The sequence below is a fragment of the Brachybacterium sp. AOP43-C2-M15 genome, from assembly GCF_052446295.1.
Classification (GTDB): Bacteria; Actinomycetota; Actinomycetes; order Actinomycetales; family Dermabacteraceae; genus Brachybacterium.
Genome location: NZ_JBQSWB010000007.1, coordinates 47,933 through 71,229, shown reverse-complemented (window position 1 = coordinate 71,229; position 23,297 = coordinate 47,933). Strand labels below are relative to the sequence as shown.

Sequence of the window (23,297 nt, the reverse complement as noted above, 5' to 3'; positions counted from 1 at the left end):
AATCCTATTCGGGAGCCACCGCCTCGAACCGTTCGACGACGACTGTCGCGGGAGTCGTCGCCCCTTCATCCCGACCGACGGAGACCCCGATCCTGCCTTCCGCCTGGAGACCAGGGCTGTCGTCGTCTGCGACCAGCTGCCAGTCGGCAGGCTCCTCGGCGCCGCTCTCCCAGATCTTTGCCGACACCGTGGTCGGCGAGGATCCGGTGACCTCCACCCGGAGCGTGTAGAGCGTGCCGGCCTCGAGCCGGAGCCCTTCCACCACCCGGGAGGTCAGCATTTCGTCTCCCGCGTTGAGCTGCAGGGTCACAGCGCCGTCCGGGCCGACGTGCGCGACGACCCGGTACTCACCGGCTTCCGTCGCGCGGGCGACGACCCCGATCTCGGTGCCGTCGACCTCGTTGTCCGCATCGACGCTGAACTCGGCGTCGAGGACGCCGTCCTCGAAGGATGCCGGGTCCAACATCACGCGACCTGCATCACCGGCATGCAGATCGAGGCGCCCGGCCCCGTCCTGAACCGTCGCAGCCGACCCCGGGAGATCCTTCACGTTCCAGGTATCGCCCTGCGCGGTACGTCCCCAGCTCGAGGCGTCGTCCCGTTCGAAGTCGTCGCTCGGGAGCTCTTCGGCGCCGGAGTGCTCATCGGCTTCCTCCGGTTGGTCGGACCCGGTACCGGGCTCCGTCACAGGCCCCGACTCCTCCTCTGCGGGCGGCTCGGCCCCGGGTGCGGACGCCGACGCGTCCTCCTCGGCGGGTTCAGAATCCGCCTCGGGCGCAGGCTCGGGGTCCGCCTCGGCGACACCGCCGGAATCCTGGCCGGATCCCGGCTCCGAGTCGGGAACCGGCTCAGGATCGGGCGCCGCTTCCGCAGTCCTCGCGGGCGCGGAGCCTTCCTCGGAGTCCGGAGTCGTCTCGGACCCCTGCTGGTGCGTAGCACCGGCCTCATCAGCGGGCTCATCCTTGTCAGCGGGCTCGGTCTCAGTTTCCTCCACCGGAGCCTTGTCCGCCGTCACCCGGTCCTCGGGGTCAGGAGCCGACTTCGAGCCGCGGGCCGCTGACTCGGCCGTGCCCAGGGCGGGCTCCTCCTCCTGGGCGGTTCGGAGCTCGGCGCCCTGCTGGTCGGCCAGATCCTGTGCTCTGAGATCGTCGAACCGGATCGGAGGCTGCCCTGTACCGCCTCCGGCCCGGTACCCGTAGACACCGACGGAGCCCGATCCGGTCTCGGCAGTGCCCGCTTGATCGGTGGTCTCCAGCTGCCAGGAGGACGGCTCGGTCGTGCCGTCATTCCAGAGCTTGACCCGGATCGTGACATCCTCGCCACCGGAGACCTCGGTCTTCAGCCGGAAGGTGTCCCCGGCTCCCCAGGAACGGCCGGTCAGCGGCTGGGACGCGATCACTGCACCACGGCGCTGGACGAGCAGCCATACCGTGCCATCAGCCCTGTGCCACACCGTGGAGCGGTAGATGCTCCCGCCGCTGTAGCGCGACTCGATCCCGACGTACAGGGCACCGGTCGACGGGGCGCCCGTGGGTGTATAGGTGATGGAGGACGTGCTGTCGAGCAGTTCCGTGCCCGGAAGGACCATGCTTCGTCCGCTGCTGGCGGGGAGCGTCAGCACACCGGTACCGCCGGCGGTCTGGGCAACTGCGGCGGAGCCGCCCGTGACGGCCCAGCCACCACCGATGTCTGCGGTGCCCCAGCCAGCGGTGCTCGAACGCTCGAAGGTGTCGGAGGCCGCGAGGACGTCCTCGGTGACGACCAGCGTGGTCGCGGTGGAGTGCGTATCACCGTCGTCGTCGGTCACCGTGAGCGTGATGGTGTAGGAACCCGGCGTCTGGTACTCATGTGTCGCGATCGCACCAGAATCCGTCGCGCCATCACCGAAGTCCCAGGCGAATGCCGAGATGGATCCATCCGCATCCGTCGAGCCGCCGGCGTCCACCGTGACGGATCTCCCGGAGACGGAGGCCGTGAACGACGCGACGGGTGCCTGGTTCGGGGCTTCCTGTTGCGGTCCGCTGAGGTCCCTCAACCGGTAGTTGTCCACGGTGATCGGGGCAGCACCTGTCGCCGTGCCGGCACGATACGCATACACCGCGGAGGCACCGGAACCAGTCAGTGCGTTGGCCGCCGAGTCCGTGGTCTCGAGCTGCCAGCCTGCGGGCTCTGAGGTCCCGTCGGCCCAGACCTTGGTCCGTATGGTGGGTTGATCCCCACCGACGACCTCGGAACGCAGGTGGAACGAGCTGCCGGCTGTCCATCGGGAGGCACTCGTCCACGAGGCGATGACCGTGCCGTTGCGCTGGATGAGCAGCCATGACGTCCCGTCGGCGCGATGGAAGACGATGGTGCGGTAACTGCTGCCGGCGGCGTACCTCGATTCGGTGCCGATGTAGACGGCGCCCGTGGACGGTGCACCCTCGAGCGTGTAGGTGATCTCTGTACCGCTCTCAGCGAGCGACGTCTCGGGGAGGACGAGGCTGCGACCGTTCCCCGGGGTGAGAGCGATGCGCCCCGTGCCGTTCGCGACGGAGGCGACCGAGGCGCTGCCGCCGACCGGAGTCCAGGTTCCTCCCGCATCCGCCGCACCCCACCCGCTGGTGACGGTTCGGGAGAAGGTGTCGGAGGCGGCGAGCGCCTCTGCGGCCACCGTCACGGACTGGGAGGTCTCGTCGGTCCCGCCCAAGGAGTCGGTGAGGGTGAGGGTGACCTCGTAGACGCCGTCGGAGGCATATGTATGCGTGCCGACAACCCCGCTCGACGACGTGCCGTCTCCCCAGTCCCAGGAGTACTCGAGGGTCGCTCCGTCCGAGGCCGTGGAGTCCCCGGCGTCCGCTGTGACGGCGAGCCCTCCGACCGTGGTGACGAACCGTGCGATCGGATCCTCGTGGGTGGCCGTCACGGTGCGCGAGGTCTCCGACGTCGCGCCACGGTCGTCGGTGATCTGCAGCGTCACCGTGTACTCGCCGGCGCTGGTGTACGTGTGGGAGGACACCGCGCCGCTCGAGCTGGTTCCGTCGCCCCAGTCCCATTCGTAGGAGACGACAGCGCCATCCGGGTCGACAGAGCCCGTGCCGTCGGCCGTCGCCGTCAGACCGAGGGTGTCCACGGTGAAGGCGGCCTCGGGAGGAGTGTTCGGGCCGAGGACCGACACCTCGCGGGTGGTCGAGGCCAGCAGACCGTTGCTGTCGGTCACGGTGAGCGTCACCGTGTAGGTCCCTGTGGCCTGGTAAGTGTGAGCGGCTGTCGTGCCCGTCACGGCGGGACTGCCGTCACCGAAGTCCCAGCGGTGCTCGACGAGGGTGGCCCCGCCGGCCGCCGTGGAGGCGATGCCGTCGACGGACACTTCGGAGCCGTCCGAGGACACCTCGAAGGAGGCGCTCGGGGTTTCGAGCCCGGATCCCACTGCGTAGTGCGAACTGATCTGTGCCGGCGTCAGAGCTCGGTCGTAGACGGCGACCTCGTCGACCGAACCGATGAAGTAGTCGGAGGACGGCCGGTTGGTCCAGCCGCTGAGGTTGTCGCCTCCGATCCTCCAATACCCGCGATACGCCTGTGCGGATGTGGTCGACGGATCGGACGCGACCAGGGTGCCGTCGACGTACAGCCGCTGGCCCGAGCTGCTCAGCGTGGCGACAGCATGGTGCCATTGGCCGTCGGCATAGGAATCGGAGCTCTGGACGGTGCGCACTTCGCCGGGATAGACGCCGAACACGAGGCGACCGTCATTGCGCATGTAGATGTGCCGGTCGTAGCTGCCGGAGTTCCCGGAGGCGGCGTCACCATAGCCGATCAGCTTTCCTCCCTGACTCGTCGTCGTGCGGAACCACAGCTCGGTGGAGAACTCGGATCCGATGTCCACTCGCGCGTTCGACACGACCCGACCGTTGGCGGTGCCGTTGACGTCCGAGTGGCCTGTCGCGGAGTTCGGGATGCCCGGCGTTCGCGCGGTGACGCCGCTTCCTGCGACGGCCGGAGTCGCCCCCGCCCAGTCCTGCATGGTGCTGCCCAGCGGGTAGTAGAGCTGGGGTGAGTCGTCGAGCACCGCTTGCGTGTACTCGGCGGCCGTACCGGTAGCGACGTCCACGGAGACCGATGCACTCGTCCGGGTGTTGCCGTCGCCGTCCCGGGCCACGACCGTGTAGCTCGGAGAGGATCCGACCGGAACCGAGGCGTCCTCGAGTGTCACCGTGGGTCGGTTCCACCAGGTGGATTCCCTCGTCGTGGTCGCCACGGGAGCACTGGTTCCGGCGCGCCGCAGCTCATAGGTGAGATTCAGATCGTCACGGTCCCAGTTGGCCGGGATCGAGACCCTGACTCGCCCGGGGACCTGGGAGTTCGCCGACGGCTGCCACGCCGTGGAGGACAGCCGCGGCCCGTCCTTCGCCCCATCGGGTGGATTCTTGGAGAAGCGGACGATGCCTTCGAAACGACCCTGGTTCACCCCTTGGAACTCACCGGCGATCGAGATCGTGTCCCCCACTCCGGTGATCGAGAGCCCGGCCTGGCCCATGCCCGTGGTCGTGCCGACGTAGAAGTCCGGGTACCAGGCATAGGCAGACGGCGCCGGCGTGCCCTCCCAGTTCTGATAGGTGCCGCCGGCGTGGGGATTGCGGCCCAGGGTTCCCCGCACATCGGCGGTGTAGGCCTCGGCGTACCGATGCTCGCGAGGGTTCTGCTCCGGGTGGAGACCCATCGTCGAGCAGGCGTGGGTGTGACTCGTGGTGTACACCGTCTCCCCGGTGGAGTAGACGCCGTAATGGTCACCGAGACAGTCAGCGATCCACCGGACCTCGCCGGAATCGGCTTCCGCCGCGAAGGTGCCCTCGAGGTTGCCGATCGTGACGCCCGCATACACCCAGCCCGTGCCATAGACAGCGGAATCGTCAGCGGCGAGCGAGTAGATGCCTGCCTTTCCCGTCGTAGCACCGTTCTTGACGGTCTGGACGAGCTCCCAGTCCGGATCGACAGCACCCGTGCTGCGGTCGAGCGCCACGGCACCACGCATGGTGGTGTTGCCGTTGACTCGGGAGAAGCGGCCGCCGGCAATGATCTTCTCGCCGCCAGGGTCCGCCACCATCGCGTCGACCTGCAGGTCCGTCTCGGGCGCCCAGGGCAGGAGGGCACCGTTCGGCGCGTTGAAGGCGGCGAGGTTCTTCCGAGCCGTGCCGTTCCCCTGCGTGAAGAGTCCCCCTGCGTAGACGGTCGAGCCCTGGGCGACGAGCACATAGACCCCCGTGCCCCCGACAGACGGCTTGAAGTCGGACAGCAGCTCGCCCGTCGTCGCGTCGAGTGCGGCGATGTTGAATCTCGTCTGCCCGTTCACCGACGTGAACGACCCACCGATGTAGATCCGGCTGCCGTCGGGCGAGGCGGCGACGGCCTTGACCACACCGTTGACTTGCGGGGCGAAGGGAAGCAGTGCCCCCGTCTCGATGTCGTACGCGAGCACGTTCGAACGGGCGGTGAGCTGCGTCCCGGGATTGGCCATCGGCGCACGCGCGTTGTCGAAGTCTCCGACGGCATAGACCGTGGTGCCGATCGTCGCCTGCGCCCAGACGTACCCGTTGTCGATCTGGACCGTCGGGATCGGGTCCGAGGTGACGACGTTCTCATCCCGCTGCAGCAGGGGCGGTGGCGAGGGCAGCGGAGCTTCGTCGGCCTGGGCCGTCGGCCCGACCACAGCGGTCAGGCCGACGCCGATCAGAGCCGCCGTGAGCAGGAGCGCGAGGGCGCGTCCTGCCGCACTCGGGAGTTGTCCTACGTTGTGCAACATCGTGTTCCCCGGTTCTCGCACCACGAGGGCGGCTAGGTGGTCTGCCCGGTGAAGACCGCGAGCGGCTCACCGGCCGAATAGTTGACGCGGACGGTCACCGAACGGCCGGACGCGGGATCGAGCATGAAGACATAGGTGCCCTCGACCGTCTCCCCCGCAGCCACCTGGCCGTCGAAGGGTGCGTACGGCGAAGCCCAGGTGGGCACGCCCACCTCGTCGTCATCGGAGTCGAGAGAGACCACCGCGGAGCTGACGTCCTGCGCCTGTTCGGAGTCGTTGGACACCTGGACCTTCACGACGACGGCGGGACCCGAGGTCTCTCCCGGGGTCTCCGCGGTCAGCGTGGTGGTGGTGATGGAGGACAGTGTGACCGTGACGTCGGTGGGGAGGATGATCCCCTCGTCGGCCGAGCCGTGGAACTCCGGCAGCTCGGGAGCTTCCGTGGGTCCCTCTGCGTCAGGGTCCGCGGGCGGTTCCCAGTCCGATCCCTGTTCATCGTCCGAAGGCTGAGCATCCGTCGGAGTGGGAGAGGTGCTCGGGTCAGGGGCCGTGGTCGGGGTCGCCGAGCCGTCATCCTCGGGATCTGGTGACGACTCGTCCTCGCCGGGTTCAGTCGGCTGGCCCTCGTCCTGGTCCGGCCCGTCAGCGGTGACGGTCGGGGAAGAATCCTCGGGAGACTGCTCGGGCGAGCACGCCCCGAGAGCCAGGGCGAAGAACAAGGGGACGATCAGCATCAGAGCTGCCGCTCGCGAGGCCCTGCCATCCATCAGGAACCTCCGTCGGCACCGTCAATCCTGGTGCCACAGCACCTCGTCGCCACCGCGACTCGGGGCGCCCCCTCAGCATAGAACTCCGGGCATACTTCGCGCAACGGTCAAAATGGACATCGCGCAGGCGGCCGCCGCCTCACGAGCTCCGGTCGCCCACCAGCGCAGCCGTGATGGCTCCGGCGGACGCAGCCACCTCGTCGAGCGTCGCGCCGTGCCGCCGAGAGGAGCTGCCGTGACCGTCCTCGATGCTCGATCTGTCAGCCTCTCGGTGACCCCAGAAGCTGCCGCGCCCCCTGTGCCGCGGACCGCGCAGCGCGCGATTCCGATCGAGATGCATCGCAAGCCGAGAGACCACTCCCGCACTGCGGGTGGGTTCGTCCGGGAAGAAGTTCTCCGCGAGCGTCGCCGCGTCGCGAAGCATGAAGACGCGATCGCGGGACTCCGGAGTGGACCGCACGATCGCGGAACGAACGGCACGGTCGGCAGCCAGAACCAGGGTGGCGTCCTGGACCAGTTCCCGCGTGGCGAACCGCGAGCGATGGTCGTCGGCCGCGCGCCGCCATGCGGCGTCGGCTTCGCGATCGGCGACCAGTTCGCAGATCCTCGCAGGCCTCTTCACCCGTACTCCCGCACTCTCGATGCGGATGTCAGGCATGTCGGAGAGCCCTTGCCGCAGCAGCAGCTCCGCGAGCGGAGATCGGCACACGTTCGCCGCACACACCACCAGGAGCAGCTCAGAGCTCATCGCGGGCCCCCAGAGAACCCATCTCCCGGAACCACTTCACGGCGGCCATCGCCAGGAATGCCACCGAGACCAGTGCCAGGAGTCCGTACGCGACGAGGAACACTGAGGTCCAGCCCCAGAGCACGAAGACCAGACACACCAGGCCGAAGTCCGTGGGCAGCACCAGGAGCGAGCGAGTGAGCGTCCCGCCTCCGCGCTCATGAGTGGAGGCCACAGCGTGCTTCCCCTTGAGGAGGTCGTTGAGGAGCATCGCGGTGAAGGTCGTCGACGCGCACACGCAGAAGACGAGGGGGATCGCCAGCTCCCAAGAAGCGTCCGCCGGCAGTGCGCGATGCAGGCCGACGAGCACCGCGAGGTGGAGGGACGAGATCTTCACGGTGTCGATGAAGTGGTCGAGCCACTCGCCCTGCGGGCTGCCCCCGCCGCGCAGGCGTGCCACCTGGCCGTCGGCGGAGTCCCAGGCGTACCCGAGGACCAGCAGGAGGGCGACGAGAACCCCCGCCACCCCGGTCACCGGTGCGAACGCGATGAGCCCGATAGCGAGGAAGGTGTGGGCGGCGCTCAGCACGGAGACCTGGTTCGGCGTGCGGCCTGCTCCATGCGCGAGAGCGGCGAACACACGACCGAGCCGGCGGTTGATGTAGACCGAGTACGCCGGAGCACCTCGGGCGTGCCCCTTCTGAGCGGTTCCGAGACTGCGATATGCCTCGACCAGCACGGCGACTCCTTGTGTTCGGATGATGGCCCACCCGCGTACCGGCCGGGCCGCATCGACGCCGTGTCCCGGCCGTCTACGATGCATAGACGGTCATACTACTCATAGTGGACGAATCGGACTATGCTTGCTGTCCAGCGCATACAGGTCCCGCGAATCAGGGCGGGCCGCGCTCCGGCCGGTCGGCGTCAGCAACGGGACGAGACGGCCTCATCACCGCTGAGGAGTGACGTGGCAGAGCATCTGGAAGTGGACTTCGCGGTGGTCATCGTCAACTACGGGTCCCCGCAGCTGCTCGCGGAGAACATCGACCCCGCGCTCGACGCCTCCCCCCTGTCCACAGTCGTCGTGGTCGACAACTTCCACTCGACGGATTCCCGCGAAGCGACGGCACAGCTGTGTCGCGACCGGGGCTGGTTACTGGTGCCCTCCTCGAACGTCGGCTTCGGGGCTGGCGTCAACAAGGGCGTCGAAGCTGCGATGGCGCAAGGACACGAACAGTTCATCCTGCTCAATCCGGACGCCACGGCGACGTCCACGGTGCTGGGCGAGCTCGCGTCCCATGTCCGTGATCACCCCGGGGAGCTGGTCTCCCCCTTCATGGACACCAGCGACGGGAGGCCGCATTTCCGTGGGACGCAGGTCAGCCTCGCGACCGGGCAGATGCGGTCGAGCTGGTCTCCCGGGGATCAGGATCCGACATGGAAGAACTGGCTCAGCGGGGCGTGTCTCGCCTTCGGAGCGGAAGCCTTCGAACGCATCGGTGGATTCAGCGAGCAGTACTTCCTGTACTGGGAGGACGTCGACTTCTCTCGTCTCGCAGCGTCGCGAGGCCTTCGCCTCGAACTCCGGGACGATCTGCGCGTGGTGCACGACGAGGGCGGCACACACACCGAACGGGGATCTCGCGCGAAGTCGCCGCTCTATTACTTCTACAACGTCAGAGGACGCGTGCTGTTCGGGCGTCGGCACCTGCAGGGTCGCGAGCTGGGTCGCTGGGTGCTCGCCACTCCTCGGCAGTCATGGCTGATCTGGCTGCGCGGGGGCCGCAAGCAGCTGGTCACTGCTCCGCGCGGAGCGTGGGCGGTCCTCCGCGGCATGGCGAGTGGTCTGGTCCTCCTCGCCCGTCGACCACCGAGAGAAGTCCTCACTTCCGTTCCTCGTGAAGAGGTGGGGCAGCGATGACCGGGCCGGGAGCTTCGACGTTGCGGGTCACGGTCGCGATCCCCACTTTTCGGCGCCCGGAGCGTCTCGGGCTGCTGTTGGATGCACTGCCGGCTCGGCTTGCGGAAGTTCCCGAGGTCGAGGTCGATGTGCTGGTCGTCGACAACGATCGCGATGGCTCAGGGGAGCGGGCGATCGATGGGAGAGCTCTGCAGGTTCGCTACGTCCGCGAGCCGACTCCCGGTATCGCGGCAGTCCGGAACAGGGTTCTGGACGAGTGTGGTGAGAGCGATCTGATCGCCTTCATCGACGACGACGAGCTGCCCCGCCCTCTGTGGCTCGCCTCCTTGCTCACCACGTGGCGCGCGCATCGCAGCAGTGCCGTGATGGGTCGGGTGATCTCGATGTTCGACGACGACGACGTGGATCCGTGGGTGATCGCCACGGGCACCTTCACCAGGATTCCCCGACCCACGGGGACGCAGCTGGAGGCCGCCGCTGCGGGCAACCTGCTCGTGGACGTGGCGCAGGTGAGCAGTTTCGGCGTGCGGTTCGATGAGTCGCTCGGTCTGGGAGGCGGGGAAGACACCCTCTTCAGTCGCCAGCTGGTGGCCCGGGGCGGCACGATCGTGTACTGCGCGGAGTCGGAAGCCGAGGACTACGTCGTCGCCGAACGACTGACGCGTTCCTGGGCGAAGCAGCGTGCCTTCAGCTCCGGGAACTCCGGAGCGTTCACGCAGCTGGTGCTGACCGACGGACCGGTCGAGCGCCATGTTCTGCGGCTTCGTCTCCTGAGCGGCGGACTGCTCCGAGTGGCGGTCGGCACGTCGCGCCTCTGCGCCGGTCGGCTGATCGGACACCTGCGACACGACGCCCGCGGCACCCGCACGCACTATCGAGGGCGCGGCATGGTTGCGGCAGTGCTCGGCCACCGCCACGAGGAGTACGCGCGCACGCCACAGGCGTCGCCGTGAACGAGCACAGGTGTCGTCACAGCCCGCGGGCGGTGTGCTTCCGAGCGAAGAGCTCCACCGTCCGCGCGTGCTCCGGACGGTTCCTGCGCGAGCTGACGGAGAACGAACGTCTCCCCGCTGCGGAGCTTCGCGCGAAGCATGATGCCCTCGCGATCGCCATGGTGGAGTTCGCCATGCAGAAGTCTCCGTACTATCGCCGCACCTACGGCGACCTCGGAATCGACCCCTCGACCCTGGCAGACCCCGCCGCCTGGGCGGACCTGCCCGTGCTGGACAGGGCGACGATCAAAGCGCACAGCGACGAGATCCCCACCCCGGACGCCGTGGGGCGTGCGGTGCGTCCAGCACTCACGGGCGGCAGCACCGGGGAGCCCCTGCGCACCTTGCACGACGCCCGTGTCCCCTCGCTGGCGTTGAGCTGGCGGATGTACTCCTGGTGGGGCGTGCAGCCCTACGACGACCTCGCCCGGGTGGGGCGATGGAGCTTCGGCCGCGCGGCAGAGCTGAAGAATGCCGCCTCCTGGTGGCCCACCCGTCAGATCTATCTCGATGCGGGCCTCATCTCCGAGGAGACTATGACCGCCTTCCAGCGCTCGCTGACCCGTGTCCGGCCGCGCCTGCTGGAAGGCTATGTCGGTGCCCTGCTCGCCTTCGCGGACTTCCTGCAGGAGCGCGGGCTCTCCGTCCCCGCGCCGCACGCCGTCGCCACCACGGCCGCGCCGCTGACCGCCGGTGCGCGCCTGCGGCTCGAGGAGGTCTTCGGCGCTCCCGTGCACGACGAGTACCGAGGATCGGAGATGGGGTGGATGGCCGGAGAGTGCGCTCAGCGCGATGGCCTGCACATCTTCTCCGACGTGCGACGGATCGAGGTGCTCGACGCCGACGGCCGGCCGGCGGCTCCCGGCGAGGTCGGCGATCTCGTGATCACCGACCTGCGCAACAAGGTCTTCCCGCTGATCCGCTACCGCACCGGAGACCGCGGCGCTCTGCGAGCGGAGCCCTGCGCCTGCGGGCGCTCCCTCCCTCTGATGGAGCCGCCGCAGGGGCGGACCGTCGACGTGCTGCGTCTTCCCAGCGGAGCCGTCATGGCGCACCGGCTCGCCGCCATGTTCAGCACGCACCCGGAATCGGTGCGTCTCTTCCAGATCCACCAGCTCGCGGACCACTCGATCACCCTGCACATCGTGAAGGGCGAGGGCGCCGACGCCGAGACGCACATCGAGAACGCGGTCCAGGGCCTGCGGGAGCGGATCCACGATGAGGTCCCGGTGCGGGTCGACTACGTCGACTCGCTCCCCTACACCGGGGGGAAGACGAAGTACATCGTCAGCGACGTGGCGCCGTCCTGACGTCGGCCACACCGTCGATGGACGTCGGTGCCGGGCATCACCTCACGCCGTGGACCCCGGGCGCCGCGCATAAGGCCTGGAGACCAGCCCCACGCACCCCCCGAGAACGCCCAGTCCGCTCGCGACACGACTCTCCCCGGCCGCCTGCAAACGCAGATCACGCTTGGCCCGTCCGATGACCGAGAGTGCCGCGCCCTTGACGAGCTGCCCCGAACCGATCATCATCCACCGCACCGCGTTGCGCGAACGGTCGCGACGAGAGCCGGCGAGAGTCTGATCGACGCGCACATGCGTCGCTGCCTGAGCACGCCGACGCGCCAGATTGAACTGCCGATTGTTCCGCGCGCGGGGCACCAGGTCATCCACGACAGCCTCGGCGCAGAAGATGATCCGACCTCCAGCGGCCGACAGCTGGCCGGTGAACAATGAGTCCTCGCCACCGGTCTGCCCGAAGCGTTCGTCGAATCGGAGGCCGAGTCCACGCACTCTGTGCATGTCGAGCAGGAGATTGTTCGTCGCGGCCCGCCGCAGGATCGTCCCGGTGGCGACACCTTCACGACGCTGACCGAGGTAGTATCCGCCGGCGGCGACCCACGGGTCCTCCCCACCCTCGAACACCGCGTGGACGGGTCCGCTCACCGCGTCCGCTCCGTGCTCGAGATAGGTGCTCAGAAGGTTCACGAGCCAGTCCGGGTGCGGGGTCTCGTCATCGTCGATCATCACGAGGACGTCGGCGTCCCGTGCCTCCATGAGAAGACGGTTGCGCGCGCTGCTGATCCCGGGCGTCGGCTCTGCGGCGTAGCGGATCCGAGGGTCCGCACCGCGCTCCACCGTGACCCGGGCACTCTCGTCAGGATCGTTGTCCACCACGGAGATCCGATACTCCGAGGGCAGACCGGGCGTCGCGACGGCGTGCTCTATCTGCTCCAGAAGGCGCGGGAGGAGATCGGCCAGGAGGTCCGGCCTGCGGAAGGTCGCCATCCCCACGACCACACTCGTCGATGACCGCACTGCCCCTCGCTTCCCTTCGTCCCCGACGCTGCCGAATCACGGTGGCCTCGCTCGCGGGATGCTCTCCCGCGAGCTTATGGCCAGCGCGACCGCGGGACAATCCGATCTGGGACCGCGCTGCGCACCCACCGCTTCTGCGGGCGCGCAGCGCCCCGCTCAGCGACGACCGAAGCGGCGCCTGAGGATCCCGACCAGCCCGCCGCGCTCCTTGAGGCTGCGGCGGCGCTCGGCGTCGCCGCTACCGCTCTCGGCCCGGTCGCCCGGCTGCGCGAGGCGCTGCGCCGACGGTTCGGCCGGGGCGGTCACCGCGGCCTCCTGCTCCCGGCGTCGGGCCTGCTCGGCGCGCTCGCGATCCTCGGCCGTCCGGCGGGTCTCGCGCAGCTGTGCGGTACGGGCCTCCTCCTTCAGCCGCCTGCGCTCCGCCGGGCCCTCGGCGATGCGGTAGAGCACCGGCACGATGACCAGGGTCAGCAGGGTCGAGGAGATGAGACCGCCGATGACCACCACGGCCAGCGGCTGGGCGATGAAGCCGCCGTTGCCGGTGATCCCCAGCGCCATCGGGATGAGGGCGAAGATGGTCGCCGCGGCGGTCATGAGGATCGGGCGCAGACGCTTGGAGGCGCCCAGGTGCAGCGCCTCGTCCAGGCCCATCCCGGCTCGCCGGTACTGGTTGACCAGGTCGATGAGCACGATCGCGTTGGTGACCACGATGCCCACCAGCATCAGCAGGCCGATCATCGAGGGCAGCCCCAGCGGGACACCGGTGATGATCAGCAGGCCCAGGGCGCCGATCGCCGCGAACGGGATCGAGACCAGCAGGATCAGCGGCTGGATCAGGGACTTGAAGATCCACACCAGCAGCACGTACACGAGCAGGATCGCGGCGAGCATGGCGATGGCCAGCTGGCCGAAGGTCTCGTCGATGTCCGCGGCGGTGCCGCCGACCGTGGCCTCGACGCCCTCGGGCAGCTCCGCGGCCTCGATCGCATCCTCCGCCGCCTCGGTCGCCTCGGAGACGTCCTCGCCCGCCGGGGTGAGCGAGACGGTGACGGTCTCGAGCCCGTCCTGGGTGGTGATCGAGGGGCGCGAGAGCTCCTCCTCGACGCTCGCGACGTCCTCCAGCGGGATGGTGTCCATCAGGGTGATGTCACGCAGCTGGTCGAAGGTGTCGATGGTGTCGTCGGCGGCGACATAGATGTCCAGCTCGCTGTCGTCGAGGGTGATGGTGCCGATCGCGCCCGGGTAGAGCTGCTGGGCGACCATCCCGATCACGGCCTCCTCGGTCAGGCCCATCCCGGCGGCGGTCTCGCGGTCCACGGTCACCACCGCGGTGGGCTGGTCGGCCTCGAGGTCGCTGCCCACCTCGGAGACACCGCTGGGCAGCGGATCGAGCTCGGCGAGGATCGCGTCGTTCGCGGCCTGGCGGTCCTCCGCGGTGGGGCCGGTGATCAGCACGTCGACCGAGCTCGACCCGGTGGGCGAGGCGATGTCCGCGGCCTCGACGGTGCCGGGCTCCGGCAGGTCCTCGAGGGTGGAGACCATCTCGTCCAGCAGGGCCTCCTGGTCGGCGTCCGGATCGGTGGTGATCGAGAAGCTGACCTCGTTCTCCCCACCGCCGCCGACGCCGAACTGACTGCCGCCGATGGTGGTCTGGACGGTCTCGACGCCGTCGACCTCCAGCAGCGCGTCCTCGCTCTCGCCGGCCTTCTGGGAGGACTGCTCGAGGCTGGTCCCCGCAGGGAGGGTCTGCGTGAGGGAGGCGATGTTCTGCCCCGTGTCCCCCAGGAAGTTCTGGTTCACCAGCGGGTACAGGAACACGGTGCCCACCAGGATCACGAGGGACACGGCGATCGTGGCCAGGCGACGCGGCCAGGTGTCCAGCACCAGGTGCAGCAGCGGCGCGTAGAGCCGGTGCAGCCAGGTGCGCTCCTCCGCGCCCTCGGCCTCCTCCCGGATCCGCGCGACCTGGGCCGGGTCGTCGGGGTCGACGTCCTCATGGCCCTTGGGCACCTTGAGGAACCAGTAGGCCAGCACCGGCACGATGGTCAGCGCCACCAGCAGCGAGGACAGCATCGCGATGCCGACGGTCAGGGCGAAGGGCCGGAACAGCTCCCCGGCCATGCCCGAGACCACCGCGATCGGCAGGAACACCACCACGGTGGCCAGCGTCGAGGCGGTGATGGCACCGGCGACCTCCTTCACGCCGTCGAGGATCGCCCGTCGTTTGGTCTTGCCGTAGGCGAGATGGCGGGTGATGTTCTCGATCACCACGATCGAGTCGTCGACGACGCGGCCGATGGAGATCGTCAGCGCCGCCAGGGTGAGCATGTTCAGCGTGTAGCCGGTGACGTACATGCCGATGAACGCGATCAGCAGCGAGGTGGGGATCGAGATCGCGGTGACCACCGTGGGCCGCACCCGGCGCAGGAACAGCAGGATCACGCCGACGGCGAAGAGCAGGCCCAGCAGGCCCTCCTCGGCGAGCGCGAGGATCGACTCCTCGATGAACGGGGCCTGGTCGAAGACGACGTCCGCCTCGGCGCCGCCGCCCACGCCCGAGAGCGTGTCCGCGAGGACGCCCTCGACGCCGTCGGAGATGTCCACGACGTTGCCGTCCACGGTCGCGGTGACCATGAGCACCAGGGACTCGCGGCCGTTGGTGCGGGAGATCGAGGTGGCGTCCTGGGTGGTGCGCTCGACGGTGGCGACCTCGTCGAGGGTGACCGGCTCGGCGGGCTCCTGCGGCTGCACATCCGGCTGCTGCTGACCGTCGGCGCCCTGCTGTCCGTCCATGCCCTGCTGTCCGTCGGCGCCCTGCTGGCCGTCGGCGCCCTCCTGGCCGCCTGCGCCCTGTTCCTGCTCGCCGCCGTCGGCCGGCAGGAGCACGATCTGCTCGAGGCTCTCGATGCTGTCGACGCTCTGGCCGAGCACCACGTCCAGGGTGCGATCACCGTCGACCACGGAGCCGCCGGGCAGGGACAGGCCGTGGGCGTCCAGGGCGGTGGAGATGTCGCTCTCGGTGAGGGAGTTCTCGGCCAGCGCGTCCTCGTCGGGGGTGATGCGCACGATCTGCTCGGGGGCGCCGATCACGGCGACCGAGGAGACGCCGTCGACGCGCTCGATCTCCGGGGTCACCGAGGTCTCGAGCCGGGAGGCGAGGTCGGAGGGGTCCAGGTCCGAGGAGACCGAGAGCACCACGGCCGGCAGATCGCTCGTGCCGCCGGAGATGACCTGCGGGTCCGCGTCCTCGGGGAGCTGGTCCTCGATGCGGCTCAGGGCCGCGTCGACCTGGTTCGAGGCGCGCGCCACCTCGGTGCCGTAGGTGAGCTCGATGGTGACCATCGACATGCCGGCCTGCGAGCTGGAGGAGGTGCCCTCGACGTTCTCGAGCCCGCTGAGGGACTGCTCCACCGGGGCGGTGATGCGGTCCCGCACCTGCTCCGAGGAGGAGCCCGGGGAGGTGGTCATCACCTGGATCTGCGGGAGGGAGACGGAGGGGATGAGCTCCTGGCGCATCGTGGTCATGATGAACACGCCGATGATCGACACGGCGATGCAGACCAGGGCGATGAAGGACCTGTTGTTCAGGCTCAGCGTGGCCAGGCGGTTCATGGTGCTCCTCGAGGGGTGCCGGCGGCGGGCGGTGGTGCGGCCCGTCGCCGCGCCGAGCGGCCGTGGCGTCGAGTCCTCCGCAGGTACTTTCTCACGCGTGTCTGAGAGGACGGACCCGACCATCGTCGGTGTCCGCGTCGCACAATGGAGGGGTGCCCGACCCCTCCTCCCCCGACGAGTCCCCGCGCGAGGAGAGCGCCCGACGGGCGGTCGACCGGGACATCCTCCGCCTGGCGGTGCCCAGCCTCGGCGCCCTGGTGGCCGAGCCGATGTTCCTCCTGGTCGACTCGAGCTTCATCGCCCGAGTCTCGACGACCTCGCTGGCCGGCCTGGGCCTCGCCTCGACCGTGCTCACCACCGTCGTGGGCCTGGCGATCTTCCTCGCCTATTCGACCACCGCGGCGGTGGCCCGCTCCTTCGGCGCCGGCCACCACCGGGAGGCGATCTCCCGCGGCATCGACGCCTGCTGGCTCGCCCTCGTGGTCGGCGCCGCCTCGACGCTCCTGCTGCTGGTCGCCGGGGAGCCGCTGCTGGCCGCCTTCGGCCCCTCCCCCGAGGTGCTCTCCGAGGCACTGGTCTACCTGCACATCAGCGCCGTCGGCCTGCCGGCGATGCTCGCGGTGCAGGCGGCCACCGGACTGGTGCGCGGGCTGCAGGACGCGACGCTGCCGCTGCTGGTGGCGGTGGGCGGGGCGCTCGCGAACATCCCGCTGAACTGGGTGCTGATCTTCGGGCTCGACCTCGGCATCGCCGGCTCCGCGATCGGGACCGTGATCTGCCAGTGGGGCATGGCCGGGGTGCTGCTCGGCGTGATCGTCACCCGCGCCCGGCGGGAGCGGATCCCGCTCACCCCGCAGCCGAGCGCGCTGGTGGCGGTGGGCCGGGACGCGGTGCCGATGTTCGTGCGCACCCTGGGACTGCGGGTCGTGGTGATCACCGCGGCCCTGGTCGCGACCCGGCTGGGCGAGGTGCAGCTGGCCGCGCACCAGCTCGCCATGACGGTGTTCACCGTGCTCTCGCTCGCGCTGGACTCCCTCGCGATCGCCGGCCAGGCGCTGACCGGCCGGTACCTCGGCGCCTCGGACCCGCGCACCGTGCATGCCGTGACCGCGCGCCTGATGCGCTGGGGCGTGGGCGGCGGCGCCGTGGTCGGGGCGATGCTGCTCGCGGCCAGCTACGTGGTCCCCGAGCTGTTCACCCCGGACGTCGCCGTGCAGGAGAGCCTGCGCGCCGCGCTCTGGGTGCTGGTCATCGCCCAGCCGGTCGCCGGCTATGTGTTCGTGCTCGACGGCGTGCTGATGGGCGCGGGGGACGCTCCCTACCTCGCGAAGGCGGGCTCGATCGTCGCCCTCGCCATCCTTCCCGGCGCCGCGCTGGTGGCCTGGTGGGCGCCGGGCGGACCGCTGGGACTGGCGATGCTGTGGGTGGCCTGCAACCTGCTGTTCATGGTGCTGCGCGCGCTCACCCTGGGGCTGCGGGTGCGCACCGACGCCTGGATGCGGCTGGGCGGCTGAGGCGCCTCGGCGAGGACCCCGGAGAGGACCCGGCGGGGCCCCTGACGAGGATCCGGAGCCGCGCCGGAGAGGCGAGCGCCCGACGGCGGGGCGCCCGCCGGATCAACCCTCGACCGCGGCGCGGGAGTCGACGAAGGCCCGGACCGCGGCCTCGACGTCCGCCTCGGTGTGCGCGGCGGAGAGCTGGACCCGGATCCGGGCCTTCCCCTGCGGGACCACCGGGTAGGAGAAGGCGGTGACGTAGACGCCGTGCTCGAGCATCGCGTCGGCGACCCGGGCGGCGAGCGCCGCGTCCCCGAACATGACCGGCACGATCGCATGCTCGCCGTCCAGCAGCTCGAAGCCCTCCTCCCCCATCCGGCGGCGGAACAGCTCGGCGTTGCGGAACAGGGTCTCGCGCAGCGCGGCGCTGCCCTCGACCAGCTCGAGCGCGGTGAGGGTGGCGGCGACGATCGCGGGGGCCAGCGAGTTGGAGAACAGGTAGGGGCGCCCCTTCTGGCGCAGCATCGCCACGATCTCGCCGCGGCCGGAGACGTAGCCGCCGCTCGCGCCGCCGAGCGCCTTGCCGAAGGTGCCGGTGTAGATGTCCACGCGGTCGGAGACCCCGAAGTGCTCGGGGGTGCCGGCACCGGTGGCGCCCATGAAGCCCACGGCGTGGGAGTCGTCGACCATCACCAGTGCGCCGAACTCCTCGGCGAGGTCGCAGATCCCCTCCAGCGGGGCGAGGAAGCCGTCCATCGAGAACACGCCGTCGGTGACGATGACGGTGCGGCGGGCGCCCTGCCCGTCGCGCAGCGCGGCGGCGGCCTCGAGCTGGGTGCGCAGGTCCTCGAGGTCGGCGTTGCGGTAGCGGAAGCGGGCGGCCTTGGACAGGCGGATGCCGTCGATGAGGGAGGCGTGGTTCAGCGCGTCGGAGATGATCGCGTCCTCCACCCCGAACAGCGGCTCGAACACCGCGCCGTTGGCGTCGAAGCAGGAGGAGAACAGGATCGTGTCCTCGGTGCCGAGGAAGTCGGTCACCGCCTGCTCGAGCTGCAGGTGGAGGTCCTGGGTGCCGCAGATGAAGCGCACCGAGGCCATGCCGAAGCCGCGCTCGTCCAGGGCCCGCTTCGCGGCCTCGAGCAGGCGGGGATCATCGGCCAGGCCCAGGTAGTTGTTGGCGCAGAAGTTCAGCACCTCGGCGCCGTCGCGGCCGACGGGACCGGCGGTGATGCGGTTGCTCTGCGGGGTGGAGATGACGCGCTCGTGCTTGAAGGTGCCGGCCTGCTCGATCTCGGTGAGCTCGGCGGTCAGCTGGTCCTTGAGGTCGGTGTACATCGTGGTGTGTTCCTTGGTGTGGGGAGGCGGTGGCGGGGCGGGACGGCGAGGCGGGACGGCAGAGCAGGACGGCGGGGCGGGGTCAGGAGCCGACGGTGCTCCAGTCCAGCACGACCTTGCCGACGGTGCCGGCCTTCGCGAGGGCGAAGCCGCGCTCCCACTCCTCGGCCGGGAGCACATCGGTGATGGTCCGGGTGATCGCCGCGCGCAGAGCCTCGGAGGTGCTGAGCATCGCGGACATCGCGTTCCAGGTCTCGTACATCTCGCGGCCGTAGATGCCCTGCAGGGTGATCATGCGGGTGACGACCATCGTCCAGTCGATCTCGAACTGCTGCGAGGGCAGGCCCAGCAGCGCGATCTTCCCGCCGTGGTTCATGTTCTCGATCATCTCCTGCAGCGCGCGGGCCTGCCCGGAGATCTCCAACCCCACGTCGAAGCCCTCGCGCATCCCCAGGCTGCGCTGGGCGTCGCGGACGCGGGAGTCGGCCACGTCCAGCACCACGTCGGCGCCGCAGCCCTCGGCCATCGCGAGCCGCTGCGGGGAGATGTCCGTGATGGTGATGTAGCGGGCGCCGGCATGGCGGGCGACAGCCGCGGCCATCTGCCCGATCGGGCCGGCCCCGGTGATCAGCACGTCCTCCCCCACCACGGGGAACTTCAGCGCGGTGTGCACGGCGTTGCCGAGCGGGTCGAAGACGGCCCCGAGCTCGGGGCTGATCAGCTCCTGGCCGCCGTCGTGCTCGTGCACCCACACGTTCTGGTGCGGGAGGGTCACGTACTCGGCGAAGGCGCCGTCGCGCTGCACGCCGACGGAGCGGGTGCGGATGCACATCTGGCGGCGGCCGGCGCGGCAGTTGCGGCAGGTCCCGCACACCACGTGGCCCTCGCCGGAGATCCGATCGCCGACGCGCACGTCGGCGACCTCCTCGCCGATCCCGACCACCTCGCCGTAGAACTCGTGGCCGGGGGTGAAGGGCACGGTGTCGCACATGGCCTCGGCGGAGGCGTCCCAGTCCAGGATGTGCAGATCGGTGCCGCAGATCCCGGCGCGCAGCACCCGGATCTTCACGTCCCACGGCCCGCAGCCGGGCTCCTCGACCGTCGTCCATTCCAGGCCCGCTCCGGGCGCCACCTTGCGCAGTGCGCGCATCCGACCTCCTCGTCCGGCTCCCCGCGGGAGCGCCAACCGCCCTCACCGGGCGGGGCGACGCGGGGTGGGCATCGCGCCACGGCGGGGGCTGCGGTCCGGGGTGGGGACCGCCCCGACGAGGATACGGGCCAGGGTGAGTCCCGTCATATCGGCCTCCGGACGTGCCGCTCCGCGCCCGACGTGACTAAGGTGAGGCTTGCCTATCCCCCGAGGGATCAGGCGCCGTCCACCTCCGTCGCCCCCGCGGGGCGACGCTCCGACCTGCAAGGACCTCGCACCTCATGCGCATGAACCGCCGCACCCTTCTCGCCTCCGCCACCGCCCTGTCAGGCGTCGCCGCTCTGGCGGCCTGCGGCTCCTCCTCCGGCGACTCCGGCGGTGGCGAGGGCTCGAGCGGTGCGGACGCGGGCGGTGCGGATGAGGCGAGCGGGGCCGGGAGCGCCCCGTCGGACCTCCCCGAGGGCTGGACCTGGGTGGAGGGCACCGACGTCCCCTCCACCACCGCGTCCCCGGCGCTGCCGGTCACCGTCACCGACGGAACCGGCAGCGAGGTCACCATCGAGGACCTCTCGCGCACGATCGTGGGCGGCGAGGACGTCGCGGACATGCTGGCCGCGATGGGTCTGGCCGATCTGATTTACGCCGCACCCACCAACTCGGTGGCGCAGGCGGCCCTCGACGCCCCCGAGCAGTTCGAGTTCTCCCAGCAGACCGGGGTCGAGGGCCTGCTCTCCGTGGACGGCACCTGCTTCCTCGGCAACAACGTCAAGCGCCACGGCGACGTCGCCGAGCAGTTCCGCTCGGCGGGCCTCTCCGCCGCGGTCGTGGACGATCAGCAGGCGGTCGCGGACAAGATCCGCGCCGTCGGCGAGTACATCGGCGATCCCGCGGCGGCCGAGGAGCTCGCGACCGCGGTCGAGGAGCAGCTGACGGCGGCCGCCGAGACCGCAGGGGACGCCGCCCAGGAGCTGCGGGTGCTGGTGATCACCTCCAGCGGGGCCGGCGGCGCCAACGCCGTGGTGGGCACCGGCACCGCCGCAGCGGACATCCTCGACGCGGTCGGTGCCGTGAACTGCGGCGTCGAGGCCGGACTGCGCGGCTACTCCGTCGACTACAGCGACGAGGGCCTGCTGGACCTGGCCCCCGACGTCATCATCACCGGCACCGGCGACATGGAGGAGTGGGGCGGCTACGAGGGCTTCCTCGCCGCCTTCCCCACCCTCGCCCAGACCCCCGCCGGTCAGGCCTCGAACTTCGTGCTCATGCCGAGCGAGCAGATCAAGGTCTCCGGCTCCGGCGTCGGGGCCGGCGCCCTCGCCCTCGCCTCCGCGCTGGCCGACATCGCGGCGTGAGCCGCGCCCGCACCGAGCGCATCCGCCGCGTCCCCCTGGGGGCGGCGCTGCCGCTGCTGTCCGTGGTGCTGCTGGGGGCGGTCGTGGTCGCGATCGGGTCCGGCCCGATCGAGCTCACGCCGGCCACCGTGCTCGCGGTCGCCGGGCACGAGATCCTCGGCCTCGGCGACGGCGCCGGTCCGCTGGAGACCACCGTGGTGATGGACCTGCGCATGCCGCGGGTCCTGTTCGGCACCCTCTCCGGGGCGGCGCTGGCCGTCTCCGGCGCCGCGCTGCAGAGCCTGTTCCGCAACCCTCTGGCGGATCCCGGCATCATCGGGGTCAGCGCCGGCGCCTCCACCGGCGCCGTCGGGGCGATCGTGCTGCTGCCGCCCGTCACCGGCGCGCTCATCGCCTGGGTGGTGCCGGCCTCCGCCTTCCTCGGCGGGCTGCTCGCCACCGGGCTGATCTACGCGCTCGCCCGTCCCGCCGCCGGCACCGGCACCGCCCGCCTGCTGCTGGTGGGCATCGCCGTCGGCGCCGGCTTCGCGGCCGCGACCGGCTTCTTCACCTTCGCGGCCGACGACGACGAGCTCGAGACCGTGGTCTTCTGGCAGATGGGGTCGCTGGGCTCGATCACCTGGGTGCGCCTCGCCGTGGTGACGATCCCCGTGCTGCTGGGCGTCGCGGTGCTCATCGCCCTGTCGCGTCGTCTGGACCTGCTGACCCTCGGCGAGCGCCAGGCCAGGCACCTGGGGCTCGACGTCGATTCCACCCGCCGCCTGGTCATCGTGCTCACCGCGCTGCTCACCGGGTCGACCGTCGCCTTCACCGGCACCATCGGCTTCATCGGCCTGGTGGTGCCGCACATCGTGCGCCTGCTGTGCGGTCCGGGGCACCGCGCTCTGCTGCCGGTCTCCGCAGTGCTCGGAGGTCTGCTGATCGTGCTCGCGGACACCCTCTCCCGCGTGGTCGCGCCACCGTCCGAGGTGCCGATCGGGCTGTTCACCGCACTGCTCGGCGCCCCGTTCTTCCTGGCCCTGGTGCTGCGGTCCCGGGCGGTGCAGCTGTGAGCGCGCGGACCGCCCCGGGCCCCCGCCCCGAGGCACCCTGTCTCGAGGTGCGCGGTGTGGGCTTCACCATCGGCGGGGCGCGCCTGCTGGAGGGGGTCTCGTTCTCCGCCGCGCCGGGCGAGCTGGTGGCGATGGTGGGTCCCAACGGCGCCGGGAAGTCCACGATGCTCGCCCTGCTGGCCGGTGACCTGGTGCCCTCCGAGGGCACGATCTCCCTGGCCGGCACCGCCCCGCACCGCTGGCCGGCGAAGGCCCTGGCGAGACAGCGCTCGGTGATGACCCAGCAGCACGGCCAGGCGTTCTCCTTCACCGTGCGGGAGCTGGTGGAGATGGGCCGTGCCCCGCACGACGCCTCCGACCGCGACGAGGAGCTGATCGATGCCTCCCTCGTCGACGCCGAGATCGCGGAGCTCGCCCACCGGGACGTGACCACGCTGTCCGGCGGGGAGCTGGCCCGCGCGGTGTTCGCCCGCACCCTGACCCAGGATGCCGGGGTCGTGCTGCTGGACGAGCCGACCGCGCCACTGGACCTGCGGCACCAGGAGACCCTCATGCAGCGGGCACGATCCCTGGCCGACGAGGGGCGCTGCGTGCTGGTGGTGCTCCACGACCTCTCGCTCGCCGCACGGTTCTGCGACCGGCTCGCGGTGTTCTCCGAGGGGTCGCTGACGGCCCTGGGTCCGCCCGAGCAGGTGCTCACGCCGGAGCGGATCGAGCAGGTGTACCGCCAGCGTGTCGCGGTGCTCGCGCATCCCGTGACAGGGCGGCCGCTGGTGGTGCCGGTGTGAGTCCC

15 protein-coding genes are annotated in these 23,297 nt (G+C 70.4%); 7 read left to right on the top strand and 8 right to left on the bottom strand.

From position 1 onward, the window contains the following. Window positions 1-4 precede the first annotated feature (4 nt). The 4 genes from ACT3SP_RS09180 to ACT3SP_RS09165 all read right to left on the bottom strand — a co-directional run bounded on the left by ACT3SP_RS09180 (window position 5) and on the right by ACT3SP_RS09165 (window position 8,012). Window positions 5-5,779, bottom strand: coding sequence for a PKD domain-containing protein (locus ACT3SP_RS09180; protein ID WP_444586975.1), 5,775 nt, complete (start codon window positions 5,777-5,779; stop codon window positions 5-7). Window positions 5,780-5,811: 32 nt separating this feature from the next. Continuing rightward, window positions 5,812-6,546, bottom strand: coding sequence for a hypothetical protein (locus ACT3SP_RS09175; RefSeq protein WP_444586974.1), 735 nt, complete (start codon window positions 6,544-6,546; stop codon window positions 5,812-5,814). A 139-nt stretch (window positions 6,547-6,685) separates the two neighbouring features. Continuing rightward, window positions 6,686-7,294: an arsenate reductase/protein-tyrosine-phosphatase family protein gene (locus ACT3SP_RS09170; protein ID WP_444586973.1), complete on the bottom strand. Its 609-nt coding sequence runs from the start codon at window positions 7,292-7,294 to the stop codon at window positions 6,686-6,688. Continuing rightward, window positions 7,284-8,012 (bottom strand): CDP-alcohol phosphatidyltransferase family protein, encoded by a 729-nt coding sequence (locus tag ACT3SP_RS09165; RefSeq protein ID WP_444586972.1) that lies wholly within the window; start codon window positions 8,010-8,012, stop codon window positions 7,284-7,286. The genes ACT3SP_RS09170 and ACT3SP_RS09165 overlap by 11 nt, the downstream gene beginning before the upstream one ends. Before the next feature lie 228 nt (window positions 8,013-8,240). Between ACT3SP_RS09165 and ACT3SP_RS09160 the strand changes: the two genes are divergently transcribed. From ACT3SP_RS09160 to ACT3SP_RS09150, 3 genes are all read left to right on the top strand, one after another. Beyond that, window positions 8,241-9,194 (top strand): glycosyltransferase family 2 protein, encoded by a 954-nt coding sequence (locus ACT3SP_RS09160; RefSeq protein ID WP_444586971.1) that lies wholly within the window; start codon window positions 8,241-8,243, stop codon window positions 9,192-9,194. Further along, window positions 9,191-10,147 (top strand): glycosyltransferase family 2 protein, encoded by a 957-nt coding sequence (locus ACT3SP_RS09155; protein ID WP_444586970.1) that lies wholly within the window; start codon window positions 9,191-9,193, stop codon window positions 10,145-10,147. Before ACT3SP_RS09160 ends, ACT3SP_RS09155 begins: the two co-directional genes overlap by 4 nt. A 173-nt stretch (window positions 10,148-10,320) precedes the next feature. Then, window positions 10,321-11,496, top strand: coding sequence for a phenylacetate--CoA ligase family protein (locus ACT3SP_RS09150; RefSeq protein ID WP_444586969.1), 1,176 nt, complete (start codon window positions 10,321-10,323; stop codon window positions 11,494-11,496). A 42-nt stretch (window positions 11,497-11,538) separates the two neighbouring features. Here the strand turns inward: ACT3SP_RS09150 and ACT3SP_RS09145 are convergent, their stop codons facing one another. Beyond that, on the bottom strand, window positions 11,539-12,477 hold the full coding sequence (locus ACT3SP_RS09145; RefSeq protein ID WP_444586968.1) for a glycosyltransferase family 2 protein: 939 nt from the start codon (window positions 12,475-12,477) through the stop codon (window positions 11,539-11,541). A 186-nt stretch (window positions 12,478-12,663) separates the two neighbouring features. Then, entirely contained in the window at window positions 12,664-16,119 is a 3,456-nt protein-coding gene (locus tag ACT3SP_RS09140) for an efflux RND transporter permease subunit (RefSeq protein WP_444586967.1), read from the bottom strand. 152 nt (window positions 16,120-16,271) lie between these two features. On the opposite strand from ACT3SP_RS09140, the gene ACT3SP_RS09135 reads away from it, so the two are divergent. Then, window positions 16,272-17,633 (top strand): MATE family efflux transporter, encoded by a 1,362-nt coding sequence (locus ACT3SP_RS09135; protein ID WP_444586966.1) that lies wholly within the window; start codon window positions 16,272-16,274, stop codon window positions 17,631-17,633. 102 nt (window positions 17,634-17,735) lie between these two features. On the opposite strand, the gene ACT3SP_RS09130 is transcribed toward ACT3SP_RS09135, so the two are convergent. Both ACT3SP_RS09130 and tdh read right to left on the bottom strand, forming a co-directional pair. After that, entirely contained in the window at window positions 17,736-18,950 is a 1,215-nt protein-coding gene (locus ACT3SP_RS09130; RefSeq protein ID WP_444586965.1) for a glycine C-acetyltransferase, read from the bottom strand. 82 nt (window positions 18,951-19,032) lie between these two features. Further along, window positions 19,033-20,100 carry an L-threonine 3-dehydrogenase gene (gene tdh, locus ACT3SP_RS09125; RefSeq protein WP_444586964.1) on the bottom strand — a complete coding sequence of 356 codons (1,068 nt, stop codon included), beginning with the start codon at window positions 20,098-20,100 and terminating at the stop codon, window positions 19,033-19,035. A 281-nt stretch (window positions 20,101-20,381) separates the two neighbouring features. Here tdh and ACT3SP_RS09120 point away from each other — a divergent pair, with 281 nt between their 5' ends. From ACT3SP_RS09120 to ACT3SP_RS09110, 3 genes are read left to right on the top strand one after another with little or no spacing between them, the layout of a single operon-like run. Continuing rightward, on the top strand, window positions 20,382-21,452 hold the full coding sequence (locus ACT3SP_RS09120) for an ABC transporter substrate-binding protein (RefSeq protein ID WP_444586963.1): 1,071 nt from the start codon (window positions 20,382-20,384) through the stop codon (window positions 21,450-21,452). Further along, window positions 21,449-22,504, top strand: a complete 1,056-nt coding sequence (locus tag ACT3SP_RS09115) for a FecCD family ABC transporter permease (RefSeq protein ID WP_444586962.1) — start codon at window positions 21,449-21,451, stop codon at window positions 22,502-22,504. Before ACT3SP_RS09120 ends, ACT3SP_RS09115 begins: the two co-directional genes overlap by 4 nt. Continuing rightward, window positions 22,501-23,292, top strand: coding sequence for a heme ABC transporter ATP-binding protein (locus tag ACT3SP_RS09110; RefSeq protein WP_444586961.1), 792 nt, complete (start codon window positions 22,501-22,503; stop codon window positions 23,290-23,292). Before ACT3SP_RS09115 ends, ACT3SP_RS09110 begins: the two co-directional genes overlap by 4 nt. Window positions 23,293-23,297: the final 5 nt, after the last annotated feature.